This is a genomic window from Peribacillus sp. CSMR9, from assembly GCF_033141925.1.
Classification (GTDB): Bacteria; Bacillota; Bacilli; order Bacillales; family DSM-1321; genus Peribacillus; species Peribacillus simplex_A.
Window position 1 is genome coordinate 1 of record NZ_JAOPHO010000030.1, and the last position, 17537, is coordinate 17537.

At 38.9% G+C, this 17537-nt stretch carries 13 protein-coding genes and 1 pseudogene; 8 read left to right on the forward strand and 6 right to left on the reverse strand.

Features of this window, described 5'->3' with window-relative positions:
- Both N9I19_RS14355 and N9I19_RS14360 read left to right on the forward strand, forming a co-directional pair.
- On the forward strand, positions 1 to 486 hold a 486-nt coding region (locus tag N9I19_RS14355; protein ID WP_317778168.1), incomplete at its 5' end, for a nitroreductase family protein.
- A gap of 297 nt (positions 487 to 783) precedes the next feature.
- Entirely contained in the window at positions 784 to 933 is a 150-nt protein-coding gene (locus tag N9I19_RS14360; protein ID WP_167555960.1) for a hypothetical protein, read from the forward strand.
- Positions 934 to 1232: 299 nt separating this feature from the next.
- Here N9I19_RS14360 and N9I19_RS14365 read toward each other — a convergent pair whose 3' ends face one another.
- Positions 1233 to 2627 carry a glycerophosphodiester phosphodiesterase family protein gene (locus tag N9I19_RS14365; RefSeq protein WP_317778169.1) on the reverse strand — a complete coding sequence of 465 codons (1395 nt, stop codon included), beginning with the start codon at positions 2625 to 2627 and terminating at the stop codon, positions 1233 to 1235.
- A 511-nt stretch (positions 2628 to 3138) separates the two neighbouring features.
- On the opposite strand from N9I19_RS14365, the pseudogene N9I19_RS14370 reads away from it, so the two are divergent.
- A pseudogene (locus N9I19_RS14370) lies at positions 3139 to 3267 on the forward strand (VOC family protein); the annotation flags it as partial.
- Between the two features lie 938 nt (positions 3268 to 4205).
- Here the strand turns inward: N9I19_RS14370 and N9I19_RS14375 are convergent.
- From N9I19_RS14375 to N9I19_RS14385, 3 genes are read right to left on the reverse strand one after another with little or no spacing between them, the layout of a single operon-like run.
- Positions 4206 to 5420, reverse strand: coding sequence for a Ger(x)C family spore germination protein (locus N9I19_RS14375; protein WP_317778170.1), 1215 nt, complete (start codon positions 5418 to 5420; stop codon positions 4206 to 4208).
- Positions 5404 to 6507 carry a spore germination protein gene (locus tag N9I19_RS14380; protein ID WP_317778172.1) on the reverse strand — a complete coding sequence of 368 codons (1104 nt, stop codon included), beginning with the start codon at positions 6505 to 6507 and terminating at the stop codon, positions 5404 to 5406. Before N9I19_RS14380 ends, N9I19_RS14375 begins: the two co-directional genes overlap by 17 nt.
- Positions 6508 to 6532: 25 nt before the next feature.
- A complete protein-coding gene (locus N9I19_RS14385; protein WP_411730448.1) occupies positions 6533 to 8101 on the reverse strand; it encodes a spore germination protein in 1569 nt (522 codons plus the stop codon).
- Positions 8102 to 8865: 764 nt separating this feature from the next.
- On the opposite strand from N9I19_RS14385, the gene pbp4b reads away from it, so the two are divergent.
- The 5 genes from pbp4b to N9I19_RS14410 all read left to right on the forward strand — a co-directional run bounded on the left by pbp4b (position 8866) and on the right by N9I19_RS14410 (position 15111).
- Entirely contained in the window at positions 8866 to 10239 is a 1374-nt protein-coding gene (pbp4b, locus tag N9I19_RS14390) for a penicillin binding protein PBP4B (protein WP_317778174.1), read from the forward strand.
- Between the two features lie 115 nt (positions 10240 to 10354).
- Positions 10355 to 10867 (forward strand): GNAT family N-acetyltransferase, encoded by a 513-nt coding sequence (locus N9I19_RS14395; RefSeq protein WP_317778175.1) that lies wholly within the window; start codon positions 10355 to 10357, stop codon positions 10865 to 10867.
- Positions 10868 to 11278: 411 nt separating this feature from the next.
- Positions 11279 to 11728, forward strand: a complete 450-nt coding sequence (hutP, locus tag N9I19_RS14400; RefSeq protein WP_317778176.1) for a histidine utilization transcription antiterminator HutP — start codon at positions 11279 to 11281, stop codon at positions 11726 to 11728.
- Positions 11729 to 11842: 114 nt separating this feature from the next.
- Complete coding sequence (hutH, locus tag N9I19_RS14405) at positions 11843 to 13360, forward strand: histidine ammonia-lyase (protein WP_061461238.1); 1518 nt, start codon at positions 11843 to 11845, stop codon at positions 13358 to 13360.
- 353 nt (positions 13361 to 13713) lie between these two features.
- Positions 13714 to 15111 carry an amino acid permease gene (locus tag N9I19_RS14410; RefSeq protein ID WP_317778190.1) on the forward strand — a complete coding sequence of 466 codons (1398 nt, stop codon included), beginning with the start codon at positions 13714 to 13716 and terminating at the stop codon, positions 15109 to 15111.
- A 569-nt stretch (positions 15112 to 15680) separates the two neighbouring features.
- Here the strand turns inward: N9I19_RS14410 and N9I19_RS14415 are convergent.
- Both N9I19_RS14415 and accD read right to left on the reverse strand, forming a co-directional pair.
- Positions 15681 to 16634 carry an acetyl-CoA carboxylase carboxyltransferase subunit alpha gene (locus N9I19_RS14415; RefSeq protein ID WP_317778177.1) on the reverse strand — a complete coding sequence of 318 codons (954 nt, stop codon included), beginning with the start codon at positions 16632 to 16634 and terminating at the stop codon, positions 15681 to 15683.
- A complete protein-coding gene (gene accD / locus N9I19_RS14420) occupies positions 16631 to 17485 on the reverse strand; it encodes an acetyl-CoA carboxylase, carboxyltransferase subunit beta (protein ID WP_289319113.1) in 855 nt (284 codons plus the stop codon). Before accD ends, N9I19_RS14415 begins: the two co-directional genes overlap by 4 nt.
- Positions 17486 to 17537 lie beyond the last annotated feature (52 nt).

Below are 17537 nucleotides of genomic sequence, written 5' to 3' on the forward strand. Positions count from 1 at the left end.
TACTTAATTATTGATGAACCAGACTTAAAAAATTTATTGCTACCTATAGCTTTTAATCAACATCAAGTGGTAGAAGCCTCAACTTTAATTGTTATGTTGGGTGATTATCAAGCATTTGATAAAGATAATATTTTTAAGATACATGAAGAAGGCTTTCAAGCAGGTTTTTTTGATGAATCGCTAAGAGATTATCTAGCGAATGCTGCAATAAAATATTATGAAAATAAATCAACTGAAGATCTAAAGTTAGAATTAACTAGAGATGTAAGTCTTGCGTCAATGTCATTAATTTTGTTAGCAAATGAAGCAGGTTTTGAAACAATTACTATGTCAGGCTATGATTCTAAGAAATTAAAAGCAATCTTAAATATTTCTGATAGGTATTTAGATGTTATGCTTATAGCTATTGGTAAAGGTACTAAAGCCGGTCATAATACCGTAAGGCATAATGTAAATAAGGTAATGTATAGAAACAAAATAATTTAGTGTTCTTATCTAATTATGTGAAATAGGTATACAAATAACTGTGCTATTCTTATTTCTCAATATCAGTTAATAGAAGATTTGTTGATTATTCAAGAATCGCTTTTCTTAATGAACTCTAACGGGTGCGTTAGCTTAGGAACGGAGCTATCTTTAAGGCAGATTTTTCTTTATTCAAACTATGGGGGCAGAATAGTTCAAGTACCATAGTTTATTCGAACTGTGCAACATAATCATTTGAAAGTTACTTTGGAATATTTTTTGATTTACTACGAATCCTAATTTTAGGAGGCGAAAAAAATGAAAAAACAAGAAAAATCAAAAAATCTTGGCCAAAAAGCCGATTCAATGAATGCCTTGGATCAAGGATTAAACTTGTTTCCACAAATAGTTAATAACGCTACTGGTATTGATAAGGGGAACGACGGTAAAATAAATAAAAATGATTAAACTGAACGCCTTTTTTGGGGCGTTTTTCTATCTTTTCTAATGATCTTCTCCATCCTACTCCCTCCTTCACTTGTCAACTCAACAATGAGTCTTATAGAACTATCAGGAGCGTTAGTTGATTAAGGAACACAAAAATGACTAATCCAATTAAATAGTAGAAGGGCATGTTTTGAACAATCTTTATTTCAAAACATGCCCTTCTATAAAAGCTACACCTAACTCCAAAAACCGAATGAATTTTGCCTTCTAGTATTTAAAAATTATCAAAAAGCTTAGACTTAATGGTATACAGGCTACAGTTAATCCTGCAAATCAAACTGAATATAATCAAGGTTGTAGGAACCTGGCCTTGTGACCTTTACTGTAAATACGTGAGTACCTTTTTTTAGGTAGCGGTACTCCAAATTCTGAAGTTTGAATGCACGTTTGTGTGTTGTATTTTTCAGCTCGATCTCCCCGCTTGTTTCGCCAGCCCAATCCAAGTTGATGGTGCCAGCCGGGGTAGATGCTGCAGAAACTCTGCCGGAGATTTTATATGTTCCTGACTTCTTAATATTCACTTTGTATTTCGCCCACTCTCCATCCATGTTATGGCTTACTGCAATAGCTCCATCGATTTCGCAAACATCAATTGAATCTTGATCGGCTGTATTACAGCGGTTGGCGTCCTGATCAAAATATCCGGTACCTTGTCCACCGCCAAGAGGGTCCTCAGCTTGAACCCGAACTGTACGGTTTCCGGTATCGTACTTCCAGTTTCGCATGTTGCCTCCATTACGCCAGTAATCAATAGCTCCAATATTGTCAGTTTGCATCATATTAACTCCAAGCTTTGTTACTGCTTTCCATCCAAGATTTACATCTCTTAGTGAAGCCTCATCTGTGTATTTTGCAGCAAGGCCATACCACATTACATTCACTAAGACCCTGCTATTTTTCTTGATTTGTTTCACCTTCTCTGGCTGAATCTGCGGATCTGCAAGATCATCAAAGACAATTTCATAACCGACCGGCTGACGGCCCGGGAACGTTCCTACAGTGTTGGCGCTGTCATCAAGGATAATGTGCATATATAGGATTTCTGGATCTTTTGCCATGAATTCGGCTGCTTCTTCAACATTTGGGCTGCCTTTAAACAGACCGTGATCTACTGTGTCGGTTTTAACGAGAACCTCGTACATTTTATCCCGGATCTCCCAGCCCTTATCCAGGTTTACGATTGCACGGTCCTTTACTGCAAGCATGACCTCTTTAAGCGTTGGAATTTTGTGCTTGGTGAGCGCTGCCGTCTTACCTCCGAGACCTTCCTTAAGGCGAAGATTCTTAATTTGAGCCAGTGTGAGGTCAGAAACCTTTCCCTTGCCATTGGTAGTACGATCAACGGTCGTATCGTGCATTAATACAGGTACACCATCAGCCGTTAGCTGGACATCTATTTCTACAATTTCGGCGCCATCTTCAATAGCCTCATTGATTGCTGCAAGCGAGTTCTCGGGATATTCACGCCATTGGCCCCGGTGAGCCAGGATCATGAGTGGTGCATCTTCACTATGGTCGAGCAATTCTGCGTGAATCTGTTCAAAGGACTTGCCTTCTCGGACAGCAATCGGATTAGAAGCGGTTGCTCCTGCTTGCTGTACCGGTACTAAGACAGACGCTATTAACCCTAATAAAAATAATTTTTTTAGCTTCATTATTGTTAATGCTCCTTTCAATTTTTAATCAATTAAAGATTGTTTTAATATTTTCAACCTCCCGACATAGTTATTGGATGCATCCACTTTTACAGTTTCATTATACTTTCACTATGTAATTAAATATTATAATTAGACAATTTTTTACAAATATTCACATAGGTTTTACAAAGTTGCCATTTGCTATCCTTGTTGGTTTAGTCAAAGGATTTAGGAAAACCGAGAGATGGTGCAAAAACTATAAAATTTCTAGTGAGCGATGAAACAGATTGAATTACATGTCAGATTATTCATTTTAGAAGGTGGATTTAAAAGGTAAATTAAACTAAAAAACGTTTTTGTTCTAGAACCTTTTTGTTGTATTAAATTCCAAGGATTGCACTTAAAACTAACAGGTTATGATCGGAGCTGTCTTTAAGGCAGATTTTTCTTTATTCCTAATAGAGTTTCAAAGGACAGAGATATATAAGTGGAGAATATTTTATTTATCAAATAAATGGAGACTAATTTGATGAATGGAAAATTATTAAGGGGACGTATTACTTATATACCAGTTACTGATGTAGAACTTACTTCGGAATGGTATGTAAGTAAATTGGGTGCGGAGTTAAGCTATAGAGATGAAGACAAAGCAATTCTTAAGGTACAATAGGTATCAATGAAGATATTCCTCAAAATATATGGAAGAATACAATATTAATAAATTACAAGTACAATTAACAAGTAAGACATAATCAAATTGTTATTAATGAGGATCAGTTAAAAACAAAAAAAAACGATTCAAACAAGAGCAGCTCAAAATGAAAAATTCAAAGATACTGGTGGGGAGATAAAAACTGGTATAACAATTCTCATACTGCAGCCAGTGTTTAGCACAGCGTAATATAGCTGCTGGTGGAGCAATAACTGCATTGGGAATGCTTGGATTTGGACCGGGTGTATTTACAGGTGTTGTAAGTGGACCTATGGGGGGACTCGGTTAGAGAATGGATGCACATAATGAAGGTAAAGGTGGAACACTTTTTAGTTAATTGGGTATAAGTCTTTACTGTAGTATCAAGATAAGGAGTATTTATGACATATACACAACAAATTTTTTTAATAATGATGATTATATTAAGCATATTTTATTCTCTAAAGTATGCTAAAAAAGATGCTCCTAAGAGGTCAATGTCTATTATGTTATTGTTCTTATTAGTAACGGTTACTTTAATATCTATTATAACTTTCACTATACTTTTATAGATTGAAAGAAAGTAAGTTTAGGATTGTTGAGCCGAAGGAACTTCAAAGTGACATTTTGCTATGGGGGTCGGATGCTTAGGCATCATATGAACATTTGGATGCAAAACTGGTTAACACAACACCTATTTCCAAACACCACCAAGTTAGTGAAAACCAGAATTCGACCAAAATCGTCAAGTTCTGGTTTTTTTGTTTGAGAAAGGGGGGATCCGAAATGGGAAAAAATAAAAGGACAAATACTGATGATTTGCAAGCATTTGTCCTCTTGTTTTTAAATTGTTTATTTTTCTCATTTAATGAAGGCTATAAGATTCAATGTGTTTATCCGAGGGCTCACTTTTTTGTTCCTCCTGATGTTCCATAATCTTTAATTGTTAATTTTACATTGTAGTTGATGGGGATTTCACTAAATGTTTGGTCCCAATCCTTTTTGACCTTCATCCATAATTTGGGGTTCTCGATTCTCAAGCGATTTCCGAAGCCAGCGACGTCCACTCGATATTCTTTTTGCATTTTTTCTAATGAATTCCTTACCAAACGTTTCACTTCTTTTTCCGCTGATTTTTCCGCTTTTTTTAGAAATTCATTTTTAAAGGGATCTCCCGAAACCACCCAATTTTCAGCTAGCCTTCCCTCTGATTCAATGTTTACATCAAAAGATATGTTGTTTCCTTTAACTCGAGGTTTAATAGTGCTTTTCATGGTCTCTACTTCATACACCATCAGCTGACCAGTCTTCTTATCAAAGCTCTTTACAACACCGCCTTTACCCTTTCCTGTAATCCATGTTACGCCTTCTAGTTCTTCCTCATTCAAAAAGCCCTTCATTTTATGTGTTTTTCCATCGATCACGGAAGCTCCCGCAAATTTGACTTCCCCATTAACTGAGTCTACATTTTGTAGCAAAAAACTGGATTCTGAATGAAGCTTGCTCTCTAATTTAAAAAGCGGCATAGGAGGCAAAATCCTCGATGTTCGAAAGGTATTATCTAAAATGCCAACCAGCCGAAACGCTGGAATTTCTCCTGCAGTCTTTGTTTCCAGTGTGCTCTTTGCTCTTCCTTTACTAATGAGCACAACACAGCTTGGTCTAAAATCGTTATCACGAAGATTTTCATCGAGTAATTGTTCCAAATCATACGATTTTGCAAGACTTTCACTGATAACAATCACTTTCATGTGGTGACTGGTTAATGCCTGTTCCCTTTCTAATGAAAATTCACGAATCATTTGAAGGACGGAATCCCCAGTTTGAGAAATATTAATATAAGATTTTTGTGAGGGTCCTGATTGTTTTGTGCTGGAACTTGCTACTTGTGGAGTGATGATTTGAAAGGTTGAGGTAATCAGGTCCTTTTTTGTATAACCCTCTCCTTTTTTGCTTAACTCTTTCTCAATTTTGGACTTCAAGCCTTTATCAAATGCCAAACCTATGCCTAAACTTTGCTCTTCAATTTCATGACTGCTCCAACATCCTGTAAGGGATACGAACAATAGAACGGAGAGGGAAATGAAGAGGGGCCGTATTTTGCTATGTGGTTGTTTCATATTTTCCTCCCTTTACTTTTTGAATAATAAGCAGGAGAAGCGGGAGTAAACCAAATAAATACAATGCGTAATTGCCGACGAAATCTCCAAGTTTAAAGATGTCATTCATATTTTTTGGAATCATGGAAATGATGTATAAAACCGGAAGCAAGGCAACCATAAAAGGGTGAATGTTCTTTTTTGAAAGTTGAGCAAACCCTAAAGCAGCAGCATAGTATGTGATGGTGAATGTGGCAAATATTTGCATGATCCATACCACAAGCAATAAAGATTCAAACCGTTCAAAGATCAAACCGGAGATCTCAAAACTGCGTATAAGATCAAGTGTCGGCCATGTTCTTGTGACCACTCCTTCAACAGATAATGCTCCGATAACCATTACGACCGTTAACACGTAAAAAATCAATGGAATGAAAATTCCAACAAGTATGGCTTTTACTGCTTTTTTGGGCTGATTCATAAACGGAATAAGCAGTAACATGATTTCAGGTCCTGTAAAAGCTAGAGCCGTCGTTTTTACTCCTTTTAGTGCAGGGATGACTCCTTCCCCTAATACCGGACGCAGATTATCAATCTCAAATATTTTAATGCTCATGAAGGCAACGGCCAAAAAAAGGATAACCGTCAAAGGTAATATAATTTCAAAAAGACGGGCAATCGGGTTAAGGCCGCCGATGACCAGATAGAGACTTACCCACATGAAAATCATCGAAATTGCCCATGTAGGGGTGCCTTCAAGAAGCAAATACTTTATTACTTCCGCCATAGAACGGAGCTGAAACCCGCAAGTAATAAGGAAATAACATATTAAAGCTAAACTGAGTAATTTGCCTAACCATTTTCCCACAATTTCATTGCTGTATTGATAAAAGGTTTTTTCGGGAAACTGTTGGCTTAATTTGACGATGATCACCCCCGCGATTATGGCAATAACCCCGCCTAAAATAACGCTTATCCATGCATCTGGTGTCTGTATCTTCTCCGTGGCTGCTCTGGGCAGGGTGAGTAATCCTGTACCAAGTATAAAGTTGATGACTATGACCGCTACTTGAGGAGTTGTAATTTGGTCTTTCGGACTGAGATTCATTCTTTAATCACCCTTTCACCGTATGTTATCTTTTACGCATAGGATTTTTCGTATGCATCATCTTTGGCCGGCTTTTCATCATCATAATTGGCATGCGAACCATCAAGTCTTTCCACTCACTTAAGCGATAAGGAACGGCTGGACTCAAATAAGGCACGCCAAAGCTTTTTAATTTCACTAAATGGCTGGCCATGAAAAGAAAAAAGAGAATGACTCCGTATAATCCCAATGTGGCAGCACACAACATAGCTGGAAAACGAAGTATCCGAAATGTAAACCCTGTACTATATTGAGGAATAGCAAATGATGAAATGGCAGTTAACGAGACTACAATCACCAAAACAGGGCTAACAATTCCTGCCTGTACAGCAGCTTCCCCAATGATTAATCCGCCGACAATCCCCATTGCAGGACCAATTGGCTTAGGTAAGCGCAGGCCTGCTTCCCTCAAAATTTCGATGGATATTTCCATAAATAATGCTTCGATAAGTGCCGGAAAAGGAACGGTTGCTCTCGTTCCTATAATAGATATGGCCAGTTTGGTCGGAATTAACCCTGAATGAAATGAGATGAAAGCTATATACATAGACGGTGTAAACAGGGCTAGAAAGGCTGCGAGATAACGAAGCATACGCATGAATGTGCCAGGAATCCATCTTTCATAATAGTCTTCCGGTGATTGTAACATCATGCTTAAGGTAACTGGAGCAATCAAAGCAAATGGCGTCCCATCCAATAAGATGGCCACCCGGCCTTCCAACAAAGCAGCGATTACGCGATCAGGACGTTCTGTATTCTGTATCTGCGGAAAAGGACTTAGGTAATTATCTTCGATGAGTTGCTCTACATAACCTGATTCTGGCACATTGTCAATATTAATTCTCTTAATTCGATTTTCTACTTCTTGAACTAATTCGGGATCAACAATATCTTTTATGTAAGCGACAACCAAGTCTTTTTTCGAACGCTTTCCTACTTGGAATTTTACTAACGATAAATTTTCGTTTTCACCACTTCCCCTTAAAAAAGATGTATTATCACTCAAAGATTCAGTGAAACCGACCCGTGGACCCCTGACTAATGCCTCTGATACCGGCTCTTCAATCGTCCTTGTTTTAGGTTTTGTTGTTCCGAGGATTAGCGGTTCAGGCAATCCATCAATTAAAAGAGCGGTAGAACCTGTTAATACTTTTGATGCTAACTCTTTAATGGAATCGACCACTTCTACTTCACTGATAGTTAACACTTCATTTTTTATAAATTCTTTTGACATGCTTCCTTTGATGTAAGGAAGGCCCTGTTTGTATTCTGCTGAGAAATCAACCATTAATGATGGCATGATATTTTTATCAATGAGTTCTTTATCTGATAGTCCATCCACAAAAATGATAATTGACCGAATACCGGTACGTCCTATATTAAATTCTCGAAAATGCACATCCCAATTATGGCCAATTTCTTGCTTAACTAGTTCTAGATTTAATACAAAATTATCTGTAAAATGATCAGTTGAATCTTGGGAGGTACATTCTTTTTGTTTGTCATTATTAGTAACTTTTCCTTTTTTACTGATCTTTGATATCCACTCTTTCATTATCATCACTCATCCTTTGAGTTGCGAAGCCGATTTAACAATTTGGAGAATAAATACGGAATAAAAAACACTATAAAAGCTTGTATAAAAACCTGCCATTCTGGCAGGTAGGAAACAATCGTTTTCCACATTATCATCACCCTATACTTGCCTCATATCAGCAGCTGAATTCTTTGAAATTCCTTTATTTCTCAAATAGTATGATGTTCTTACACGTTTCTTATGCAAGAAAGTTAAAAGCAAAGCTCTAGCCCCTTTATATTTGGTACTAGCCTTGATGTATTTAACTCTGACATTTGCCCGTGTATCGATGGGAAGGCCCGAGTGTAGAAATGATGTGGATAATTTTGGTCAATTATTGCTTTTCCTCCTACATTGGGCTTATGCTCATAATTGAAATATAATTTTAAAGATTCAGATACCAAATTGAAATTATGTTTGAAATAATATATACTGAAAATTGGGAATTGTTAGTAAGTATTATCCTTAACCATTAACGACTACGTGATAAAAAAAATTACAAAATAAAGACGTTCAAGAATAAAATAATTCAATCGCAACCCTTGTACCGGAACGGAAAGGAAAAGTAATTACCGTTTTGTGGGAATGTGAATCCTGGTAATAGAACGGAAGTAAAGAATTCTCCCTCATTAATCGAAATATTCCTTAAACTTATTAAATCCAGTTTATTTCTTTCGACATTAGTCAAAGGGTAAAGTTGTTCGTTTCTTGTTTTCTAAGTACGATTACAAAGGGGGAAAAGGATGAATATATGGACAAGCTGCACACTAAGTTCAATCCTGGCACTCTCATTACTTGCACCTTCCGTGTCATTTGCTAAAGAAAATGCAAATCAGGAAGTTCCTGTGAGTAAGGAAACTGCCAGCCAGTATCCTGTGTTAACGAAAGCAAAAAAACCAGAAGAAGCGGGCTTTTCATCTGAAAAGCTGGAAAAGGTGGATCGGCTGATTGAAATGGAAGTGGCTGCCGGTTTCCCTGGTGCTGCCCTGATTGTCATAAAGGACGGTAAGATCGTTAAAAATGAAAGCTATGGGTACAAACAGAAATTTAATGGATATACGCCACTTAAGAAGTTTCAGAAAATGGACAAGGACACTTTATTTGACCTTGCTTCAAACACGAAAATGTATGCAACTAATTTTGCTATTCAGAAATTAGTCAGTGAAGGCAAGTTGAATATCCATGCAAGAGTTCAGCAATACATTCCTGAATTCAAAGACATGGAAGCGGATGTGATCAAAGGAAAGGATACTCTGAGGATTATTGATGTGCTTCATCATACAGCGGGTTTTAGACCAGATCCGCAATACCATAATCCAAAGGTTTCGAAAGACCTTTTTTCACAGGAACGGGATAAGACCATTGAGTTCATATCTAAAACACCGCTGACATATGTACCTGGAACACAGAATGTATACAGTGATGTCGACTATATGCTGCTCGGAGCGATTGTTGAAAAAATCACGGGTCAGCAGCTTGACACCTATGTTGAAAATGAATTGTACAGGCCGCTTAATTTGAAAAATACAAAGTTCAACCCCCTTCAAAAAGGCTTTAAGCCAAAGGATGTTGCTGCAACTGAATTGCTTGGGAACACGCGGGATGGCGTGATTGATTTTCCTAACGTTCGCACATACACACTTCAAGGTGAAGTTCATGATGAAAAAGCCTTTTATTCGATGGGAGGCATTTCGGGTCATGCAGGTCTGTTCTCGACTACAAGCGATCTCGCTGTCCTCCTGCAAGTGATGCTGAATGGCGGGGGCTACGGTAAACATAAGTTGTTTGATCAAGAAACAATCGATGAATTCGTCGCACCTTCCGAAATGAATCCTACTTACGGACTTGGGTGGAGGCGAAATGGCGATGCTAGCATGGAGTGGATGTTCAGCCCTTATGCGAGTGACAGTGCTTACGGACATACTGGATGGACTGGGACGGTCACGATCATAGATCCTGAATTAGATTTAGGGATTGTTCTACTTACAAATAAAAAGCATTCTCCGCTCGTTAACCCTGTAGCCAATTCCAATCAGTTTTTCGGTGACCTCTTCAAAACAGGAAGCTATGGAAGTGTTGTAACTGCCATTTATGATGCATTGGAAACAAAGGAATAAGAGGCAATATATTTCGTAGGGAAGTCAATTTGGCAGTCGGGATATCAGGGTCATCAAGTTGACTATGTATGTGGTACACAGTCTTAAATCTTAAATAATATTTTGGGGGGACATAATGAAAGTCAGGCTACTAACTCCATCTGATGCTGAAAGTTATTGGGCATTAAGAATAGAAGGATTAAAAAACTATCCAGAAGCATTCGCAACAAGCTACGAGGAAGCTATAAATAAGGAGAACCCAATAGAGCAGGTTGCTAATAATTTAAAAACCAAAGGGAATTTTACCTTTGGGGCATTTGATGAATATGAGGAACTCATTGGTGTAGTTACCTTAATTCAGGAACAGCACAAAAAACTGCAACATAGGGCAAATATTTTCGCTATGTATGTAACTTCGAAGAAAAGTGGATTGGGTGTTGGAAAAACATTATTAACAGAAGCTATAAATAAAGCGAAAGAAATAGATGATGTCGAGAAAATAAATCTGACTGTAGTAACAAGTAATCAAAAAGCCAAAAACCTTTACGCAAACTTAGGTTTCAAGGTTTTTGGCTTTGAGGAAAAAGCTTTAAAAGTAAATGGTGTCTATTATGACGAAGAACATATGGTTCTATGTTTAGAAAAATAAAGTGTCATCTTCAACTGCGGGTGAGTTAGTAACAAGACTTATTTTTTCCACCGTTCACTCTGAATTGTGATTTTTAGTTTTTATAAATGTGGCCAAGTGCGACACATTGGCGCCTGTCAACGGTACCGGACCGAAGGGAGGATAAGGAGTACTCACTTCATCAAGATCCTCTTGGTGTCCTCAAAAGGCAAGTGGGGAACCACCGTTTGATGCTGTACTACCACCGCCTAAAAGCGCTTATCAAAGCTAGCATTTTCGATATGATGAGCAGGTAATTAGGGATGATGAACATTAGCCCCAAAAAGAAATGTTAAAACAAATGAAAAAATATGTTGACCGAACAGACTGTATCCGCTTACAATAATATTTAGTTATTAGTCTATTTAGAAAATTATAAAAAGAGGTACCTGCATGACAAAGGAATTCGACAAAAGAATCGGGCGCCATGCAATCATGTACGCGTTTGCGGACGAAGAGGAAGAAGTCATATTGACGAATGATCTAAAGCAGATGGATTGGCTTTATGGAAAAGGTAAAGTCGGTTCAATGGAGTTGCAGAAAATAGTTGCGGCCATTGAGACATCAGCTAAAAGACTTGGATTAGTCAATCCCGATATGTATCGGGAAATGCATGCGCTGTATCATGCTATCATCGAAGCACTCCAAGGCGTGACACGGGGCCAAGTCGAGCTTGGCGGTCTTTTGAGGACTGCGGGCCTTCGGTTTGCAATCGTTCGGGGCAGGCCGTTTAAAAGCGGGGACGAAGGTGAATGGATTGCTGTCGCCGTGTATGGAACGATTGGAGCACCGGTTCGGGGATTTGAACATGAAGCCGTTGGCTTGGGAATTAACCACATTTAAATAATTAAAAGCCTATAGTTATTTAGTGAAATAGGGGGCTGTATTGAAAGACTGGATAAGTCTGTCAATATGGCCTCCTTTTGTTTGTTTAAAAAAAGAATAGGGGTGCAGGAAATGATTATGTTAACGGGCCAAACTTTAACGATTGAAGAAGCGAAAAAAGTATTATATGGGGAAGCATTTGTCTCTGCTTCAGCCGAGAGTGTTAAGAAAGTGGAAAAAAGCCGGGAAGCGGTTGAGAATATCGTGAAACAAAAGAAAGTCGTCTACGGTATTACAACAGGATTCGGGAAGTTCAGCGATGTTTTGATTGATGCAGAGGACGCAGAGCAGCTACAGTGGAATTTGATTCATTCTCATGCATGCGGAGTCGGGGAACCGTTTCCTGAGGTGGTTTCGAGAGCTATGGTCCTTCTCCGTGCCAATGCACTATTGAAAGGGTTTTCAGGCGTCCGTCCTGTTGTCATTGAACGTCTGATCGATCTTTTGAATGCTCATATCCATCCGGTCATCCCTCAGCAAGGTTCTCTTGGAGCAAGTGGGGACTTGGCGCCTCTTTCCCATTTGGCGCTAGTATTGATGGGAGAAGGGGAAGTGTTTTATAAAGGAGAGCGAATGGAGGCCATCGTAGCTTTATCGAAAGAAGGCATTCTTCCGGTGACACTTAAAGCAAAAGAAGGTCTTGCATTAATTAACGGAACACAGGCCATGACGGGGATGGGGCTCGTCAATTACATTGAAGCCGAACAGCTGGCCCATCAAACTGAAGCGATTGCTTCACTGACTTTAGAAGGATTACGCGGTATTGAAGATGCCTTTGATCGGGATGTTCATCTAGCACGCGGTTACCGCCAGCAAACAGAGGTCGCGGAAAGGATTAGCCGCATGATCAACGGCAGCCAGCTCATCACCAAGCAAGGAGAACTGCGGGTACAGGATGCTTATTCGCTTCGCTGCATTCCGCAAGTGCATGGTGCTTCATGGCAAACTCTTGATTATGTAAAAGAAAAATTGGAGATCGAAATGAATGCTGCGACGGATAATCCGCTTATTTTTGACGATGGGGAAAAGGTTATTTCAGGGGGGAACTTCCATGGCCAGCCGATAGCATTTGCGATGGACTTCATGAAAATCGCTGTTGCCGAGCTTGCGAATATTTCAGAGCGCCGCATTGAGAGACTCGTCAATCCTCAGCTGAATGACTTACCGCCATTCTTAAGTCCGTCACCTGGCTTGCAGTCTGGAGCGATGATCATGCAATATTGTGCAGCTTCACTCGTCTCTGAAAATAAAACACTTGCACATCCTGCAAGCGTGGATTCCATTCCATCTTCAGCGAACCAGGAAGATCATGTAAGCATGGGAACGATTGGATCCCGACACGCACATCAAATCATTCAAAACGTTCGCCGCGTTTTGGCGATTGAGCTCATTTGTGCCCTGCAAGCGGTGGAATACCGTGGAATAGAAAAGATGGCTCCGTTTACAAAAGAGTTCTATACGGAAGCAAGAAAGCTCATTCCAAGCATTACGCAAGACCGTATCTTTTCAAAAGATATTGAAGCAACGGCAAGCTGGTTACATCAAATCGATTGGAATTCATTTATTAATAGGAGTTTACCTACAACATAATATGATGATGCTAAATCACCGAATCTTTAAAAATTCGGTGATTCTTTTAAAAAACGTTAGGCATATAAGCCCTTTGACTTGAGTTTTTAAGCCTAACATAGTTGCGGAAATGCTACTTAGATCCCTGAATTCCAAAAAAGGTCTTAGCATAAGAAAAAATGACTTTGAAAAAGTAAAAATTGCAAAAAGTAACTATTGAGAATGATCCACTTTACTTATTCGTGCTAGATTAAATATGCATTTTTGGAGGGGAACCCAATTTGGAAAATAGGCAATTGCAGCCGTTTGATAAAAATGAGCAAAACCAGCCGTCAAATACTTTACAAAGAAAGCTAAAAGCGCGCCACCTTACGATGATTTCGTTGGGCGGTGCAATTGGAACAGGGCTTTTTCTCGGCAGCGGGCCGGCGATTCACTCTGCAGGACCTGGCGGGGCTTTGGTAGCTTATACCGTTATCGGTATCATGGTTTATTTTATTATGACAAGTCTCGGAGAACTTGCATCATTTATGCCAATCAGCGGAGCCTTCAGTACCTATGCTACGCGTTTCATCGATCCGGCACTAGGGTTTGCACTTGGTTGGAACTATTGGTTCACCTGGGCGATGACGCTTGCGGCGGAACTATCTGCCGCAACGATGGTTATGAAGTTTTGGTTTCCTCACAGCCCGTCATTCTTATGGAGTTCTTTGTTTTTAGTTTTGATATTCTTATTGAATTACGTATCAGTTAAAGGATATGGAGAAGGGGAATATTGGTTTTCGCTCATTAAAGTGGCGACCATCATCATTTTTATCGTTGTCGGAGTATTGATGATATTCGGGATCATGAACGGAGAGGCGATTGGTTTTAAAAACTTCACAGTTGGTGACGCTCCGTTTGCCGGTGGCTTTTTGGCAACATTGGGTATTTTCATTGCTGCTGGTTTCTCTTTTCAAGGGACAGAAATAGTCGGTGTGGCAGCCGGTGAAAGTGAAGACCCGGCAAAAAATGTACCTCGTGCAGTTCGTAGCATCTTTTGGAGGATCTTCCTTTTTTACATCCTAGCGATACTTGTTATTGGACTGATCGTTCCTTATACGAATGGCAGCCTGCAGGGACACACGATCATGGTTAGCCCGTTTACGATGGTGTTTGAAAAAGTGGGACTGGCATTTGCTGCTTCCGTTATGAATGCTATCATCTTAACGGCTGTATTATCTGCTGGTAATTCAAGTCTTTACGTGACAAGCCGAATGTTGTACTCAATGGCAAATGAAGGGCTGGCACCGCGGATTTTTGGGAAGCTCAACAAGCGCGGCGTTCCCATTTGGGGACTGATTGTGACCTCATTTGTTGGGATGCTTGCATTTTTTGCTTCCATATTCGGTGATGGAGTTATCTATATTTGGCTGATGAATGCAGTTGGGGTCACTGGATTTATATTCTGGCTAGGTATAGCGGCGAGCCATTACCGGTTTAGAAAAGCATACATTGCTCAAGGGTATTCACTGGACGATCTTCCCTATCTATCAAAATGGTTTCCTTTTGGACCGATATTTTCCTTTGCCCTTTGTTTTTTCGTTTTAATGGCGCAAAACTATCAAGCCTTTCTTGGAGATACCATTAATTGGGCAAGTGTGGTTGCTACCTATATTGGCATCCCATTTTTTCTGGTATTGTGGCTTGGGTATAAGTTAATTAAGAAAACAAAAGTAATTCCGCTAGAGGAATGCCAGATTGATTTTGATGAACACAGGAATGCAAAATAAACATAAGACTTCTTTAATAATTCAACTTTCTTTGTTAAGAATTTAGCAGCCTTGAAATGACAAGGTTCCTTACCGCCAAATAAACAAAATTTGAATGATGCCAGTTGATTGAGCCGAGGTAACTGTTGGAGATGATTGAATCAATACGGACAATATCAATTTCATTTAAATGATATCCCTTTTTTATCCCCTACAGGTAGATTATTAAGTACATTTAATAATCTACCTGTAGGGGAATTTTTTTTATTGGCGAAAAGGGACAAACATTTTAAACGTGAAGTGGTTCGATTAAATTTTGGGGAGGTTCATTGAGTTTATGCTTTATTAAGTAGGCAAGAGATTTCCATATAGCCTAATTAACGGTTTTGTAAAACAGAGATAAGCCATGCCAAAAGGGTTTGGAGGGTTATTTGGCATGGCCATGAATAATGTAACAAAAAGATAAGAAATAATTCAGGTGTAATTGGGGAGGAAAGACATGGGCACTATAATTTACATTACAAAATGTTGAGTCTAACAATCTATATCAAATGTTCTATTAACATGTTGGGAAATAAATGTTCATCTTCTTATTTAAATGTCCTTTCTTCCATAAACTCACCGATTTTTCGGAACTTATCAAAACGTTGTTGGCGTAGATTGCCTTTATCTAATTGACCAAGTTCTTGTAATGCTTTTCGTAAGGTTTCTTTGATAAAGTGCGATTGAAGTGGGATGTCAATATGTGCTCCTCCTACAGGTTCTTTGATGATCTCATCAATCACCCCTAGTTCCATCAAGTCCTTAGCCGTAATTTTCAATGCCTCAGCTGCTCGTTTTGCTTGTGTGGCATCCTTCCATAACAATGCTGCAGCTCCTTCAGGTGAAATAACCGAATAAAATGTGTTTTCTAGCATGAAGATTCGATTGCCAATTCCAAGAGCCAATGCACCACCACTCCCGCCTTCACCAACTACAAAACAGATGATAGGCACTCCAAAACTTGCCATTTCACGAAGATTGAGGGCGATAGCTTGTGATTGTCCGCGTTCTTCGGCTTCACGACCTGGGAAGGCCCCTGCCGTATTGATAAATGTTACGATGGGGCGATTGAACTTATTGGCTTGTTGCATAATTCTTAGGGCTTTTCTGTAGCCTTCAGGTTGCGACATGCCAAAACGACGATAGATATTGTCCTTAGTATTTTTACCTTTTTGATTTCCTAAAACAGTTATAGGCATTCCTTCGAAGGTAGCTATTCCTGAAATCAATGCAGGATCTTCCCCATAAAGTCTGTCACCATGAAGTTCAATAAAGTCTTCAAAAATATGGTGGATAAAATCTAAAGTAGTAGGGCGTTGTTGAATTCTTGACAGTTGAATTTTATCCCAAACTTCCATATTCTCGTTAAGATGGATTTTGATTTCATTGACTCTTTGCTCAAGATTATTTATTACTTCGTTAAGGTCAAGATTATGCTTTGTAGACACCTCTTTCAATTCAGCAATTTGATTTTCCAGTTGTTTTAATACTTGCAAATTCATCGTTTAAAACACTCCCTGAAATCGAGATGATGGATTTTTAAAATGGTTGTTAATGTTTGTTTTAATTCACTCCTATTTACAACCATATCCAGTTGCCCATGTTCTAATAAAAATTCAGAGGTTTGGAAATTTTCTGGAAGTTCTTCTCTTATCGTCTGTTCAATTATGCGTCTTCCTGCAAAGCCAATTAAAGCTTGTGGCTCGGCAATATTGATATCACCTAATGAAGCGAAGCTAGCAGAAACTCCACCCGTTGTAGGATTCGTTAAAACGGATACGAAAAGGATTTTTTCGTAGTTTAGTTGTTCTAAAGCAACACTCGTTTTTGCCATCTGCATGAGACTAAGAATTCCTTCTTGCATTCGAGCTCCGCCGCTTGCCGAAAACAATATAAATGGTTTTCGTGTTTTTAATGATTCCTCAATGGCTCTTGTGATTTTTTCACCGACTGCTGAGCCCATACTTCCCATACGGAAACGAGAATCCATGACACCAATCACAACCGGATAACCACCAATGGAAGCTTCCCCGGTAATAACCGCATCATTTAATGCAGTCTTATTCTTATCAGAAATTAATTTATCTTTATATTCAGGGAAGTTCAGCGGGTCAACGGAAATTAAACTTTTATTGAATTCCGAAAATGAACCACTATCTGTAACCATTGAAATGCGGTCATAAGCTGTAACCGGGTAGTGATATTGGCATTTCGGACATACATTCAATTCTACTTTCATAAGAGATTCATCATAAGTTTCCCCGCATGATTTACAAGTAAAAGGGATTGGAGTAAGGCTTTTGTCTATTTCATTTGATTCTATTTTTTCTCTCTTTAATGGGTAAATCTCCATCAATCCTCCTTTGGTAAGACAGCTTTATTACAAGTTACGCTCACCGTTGTGT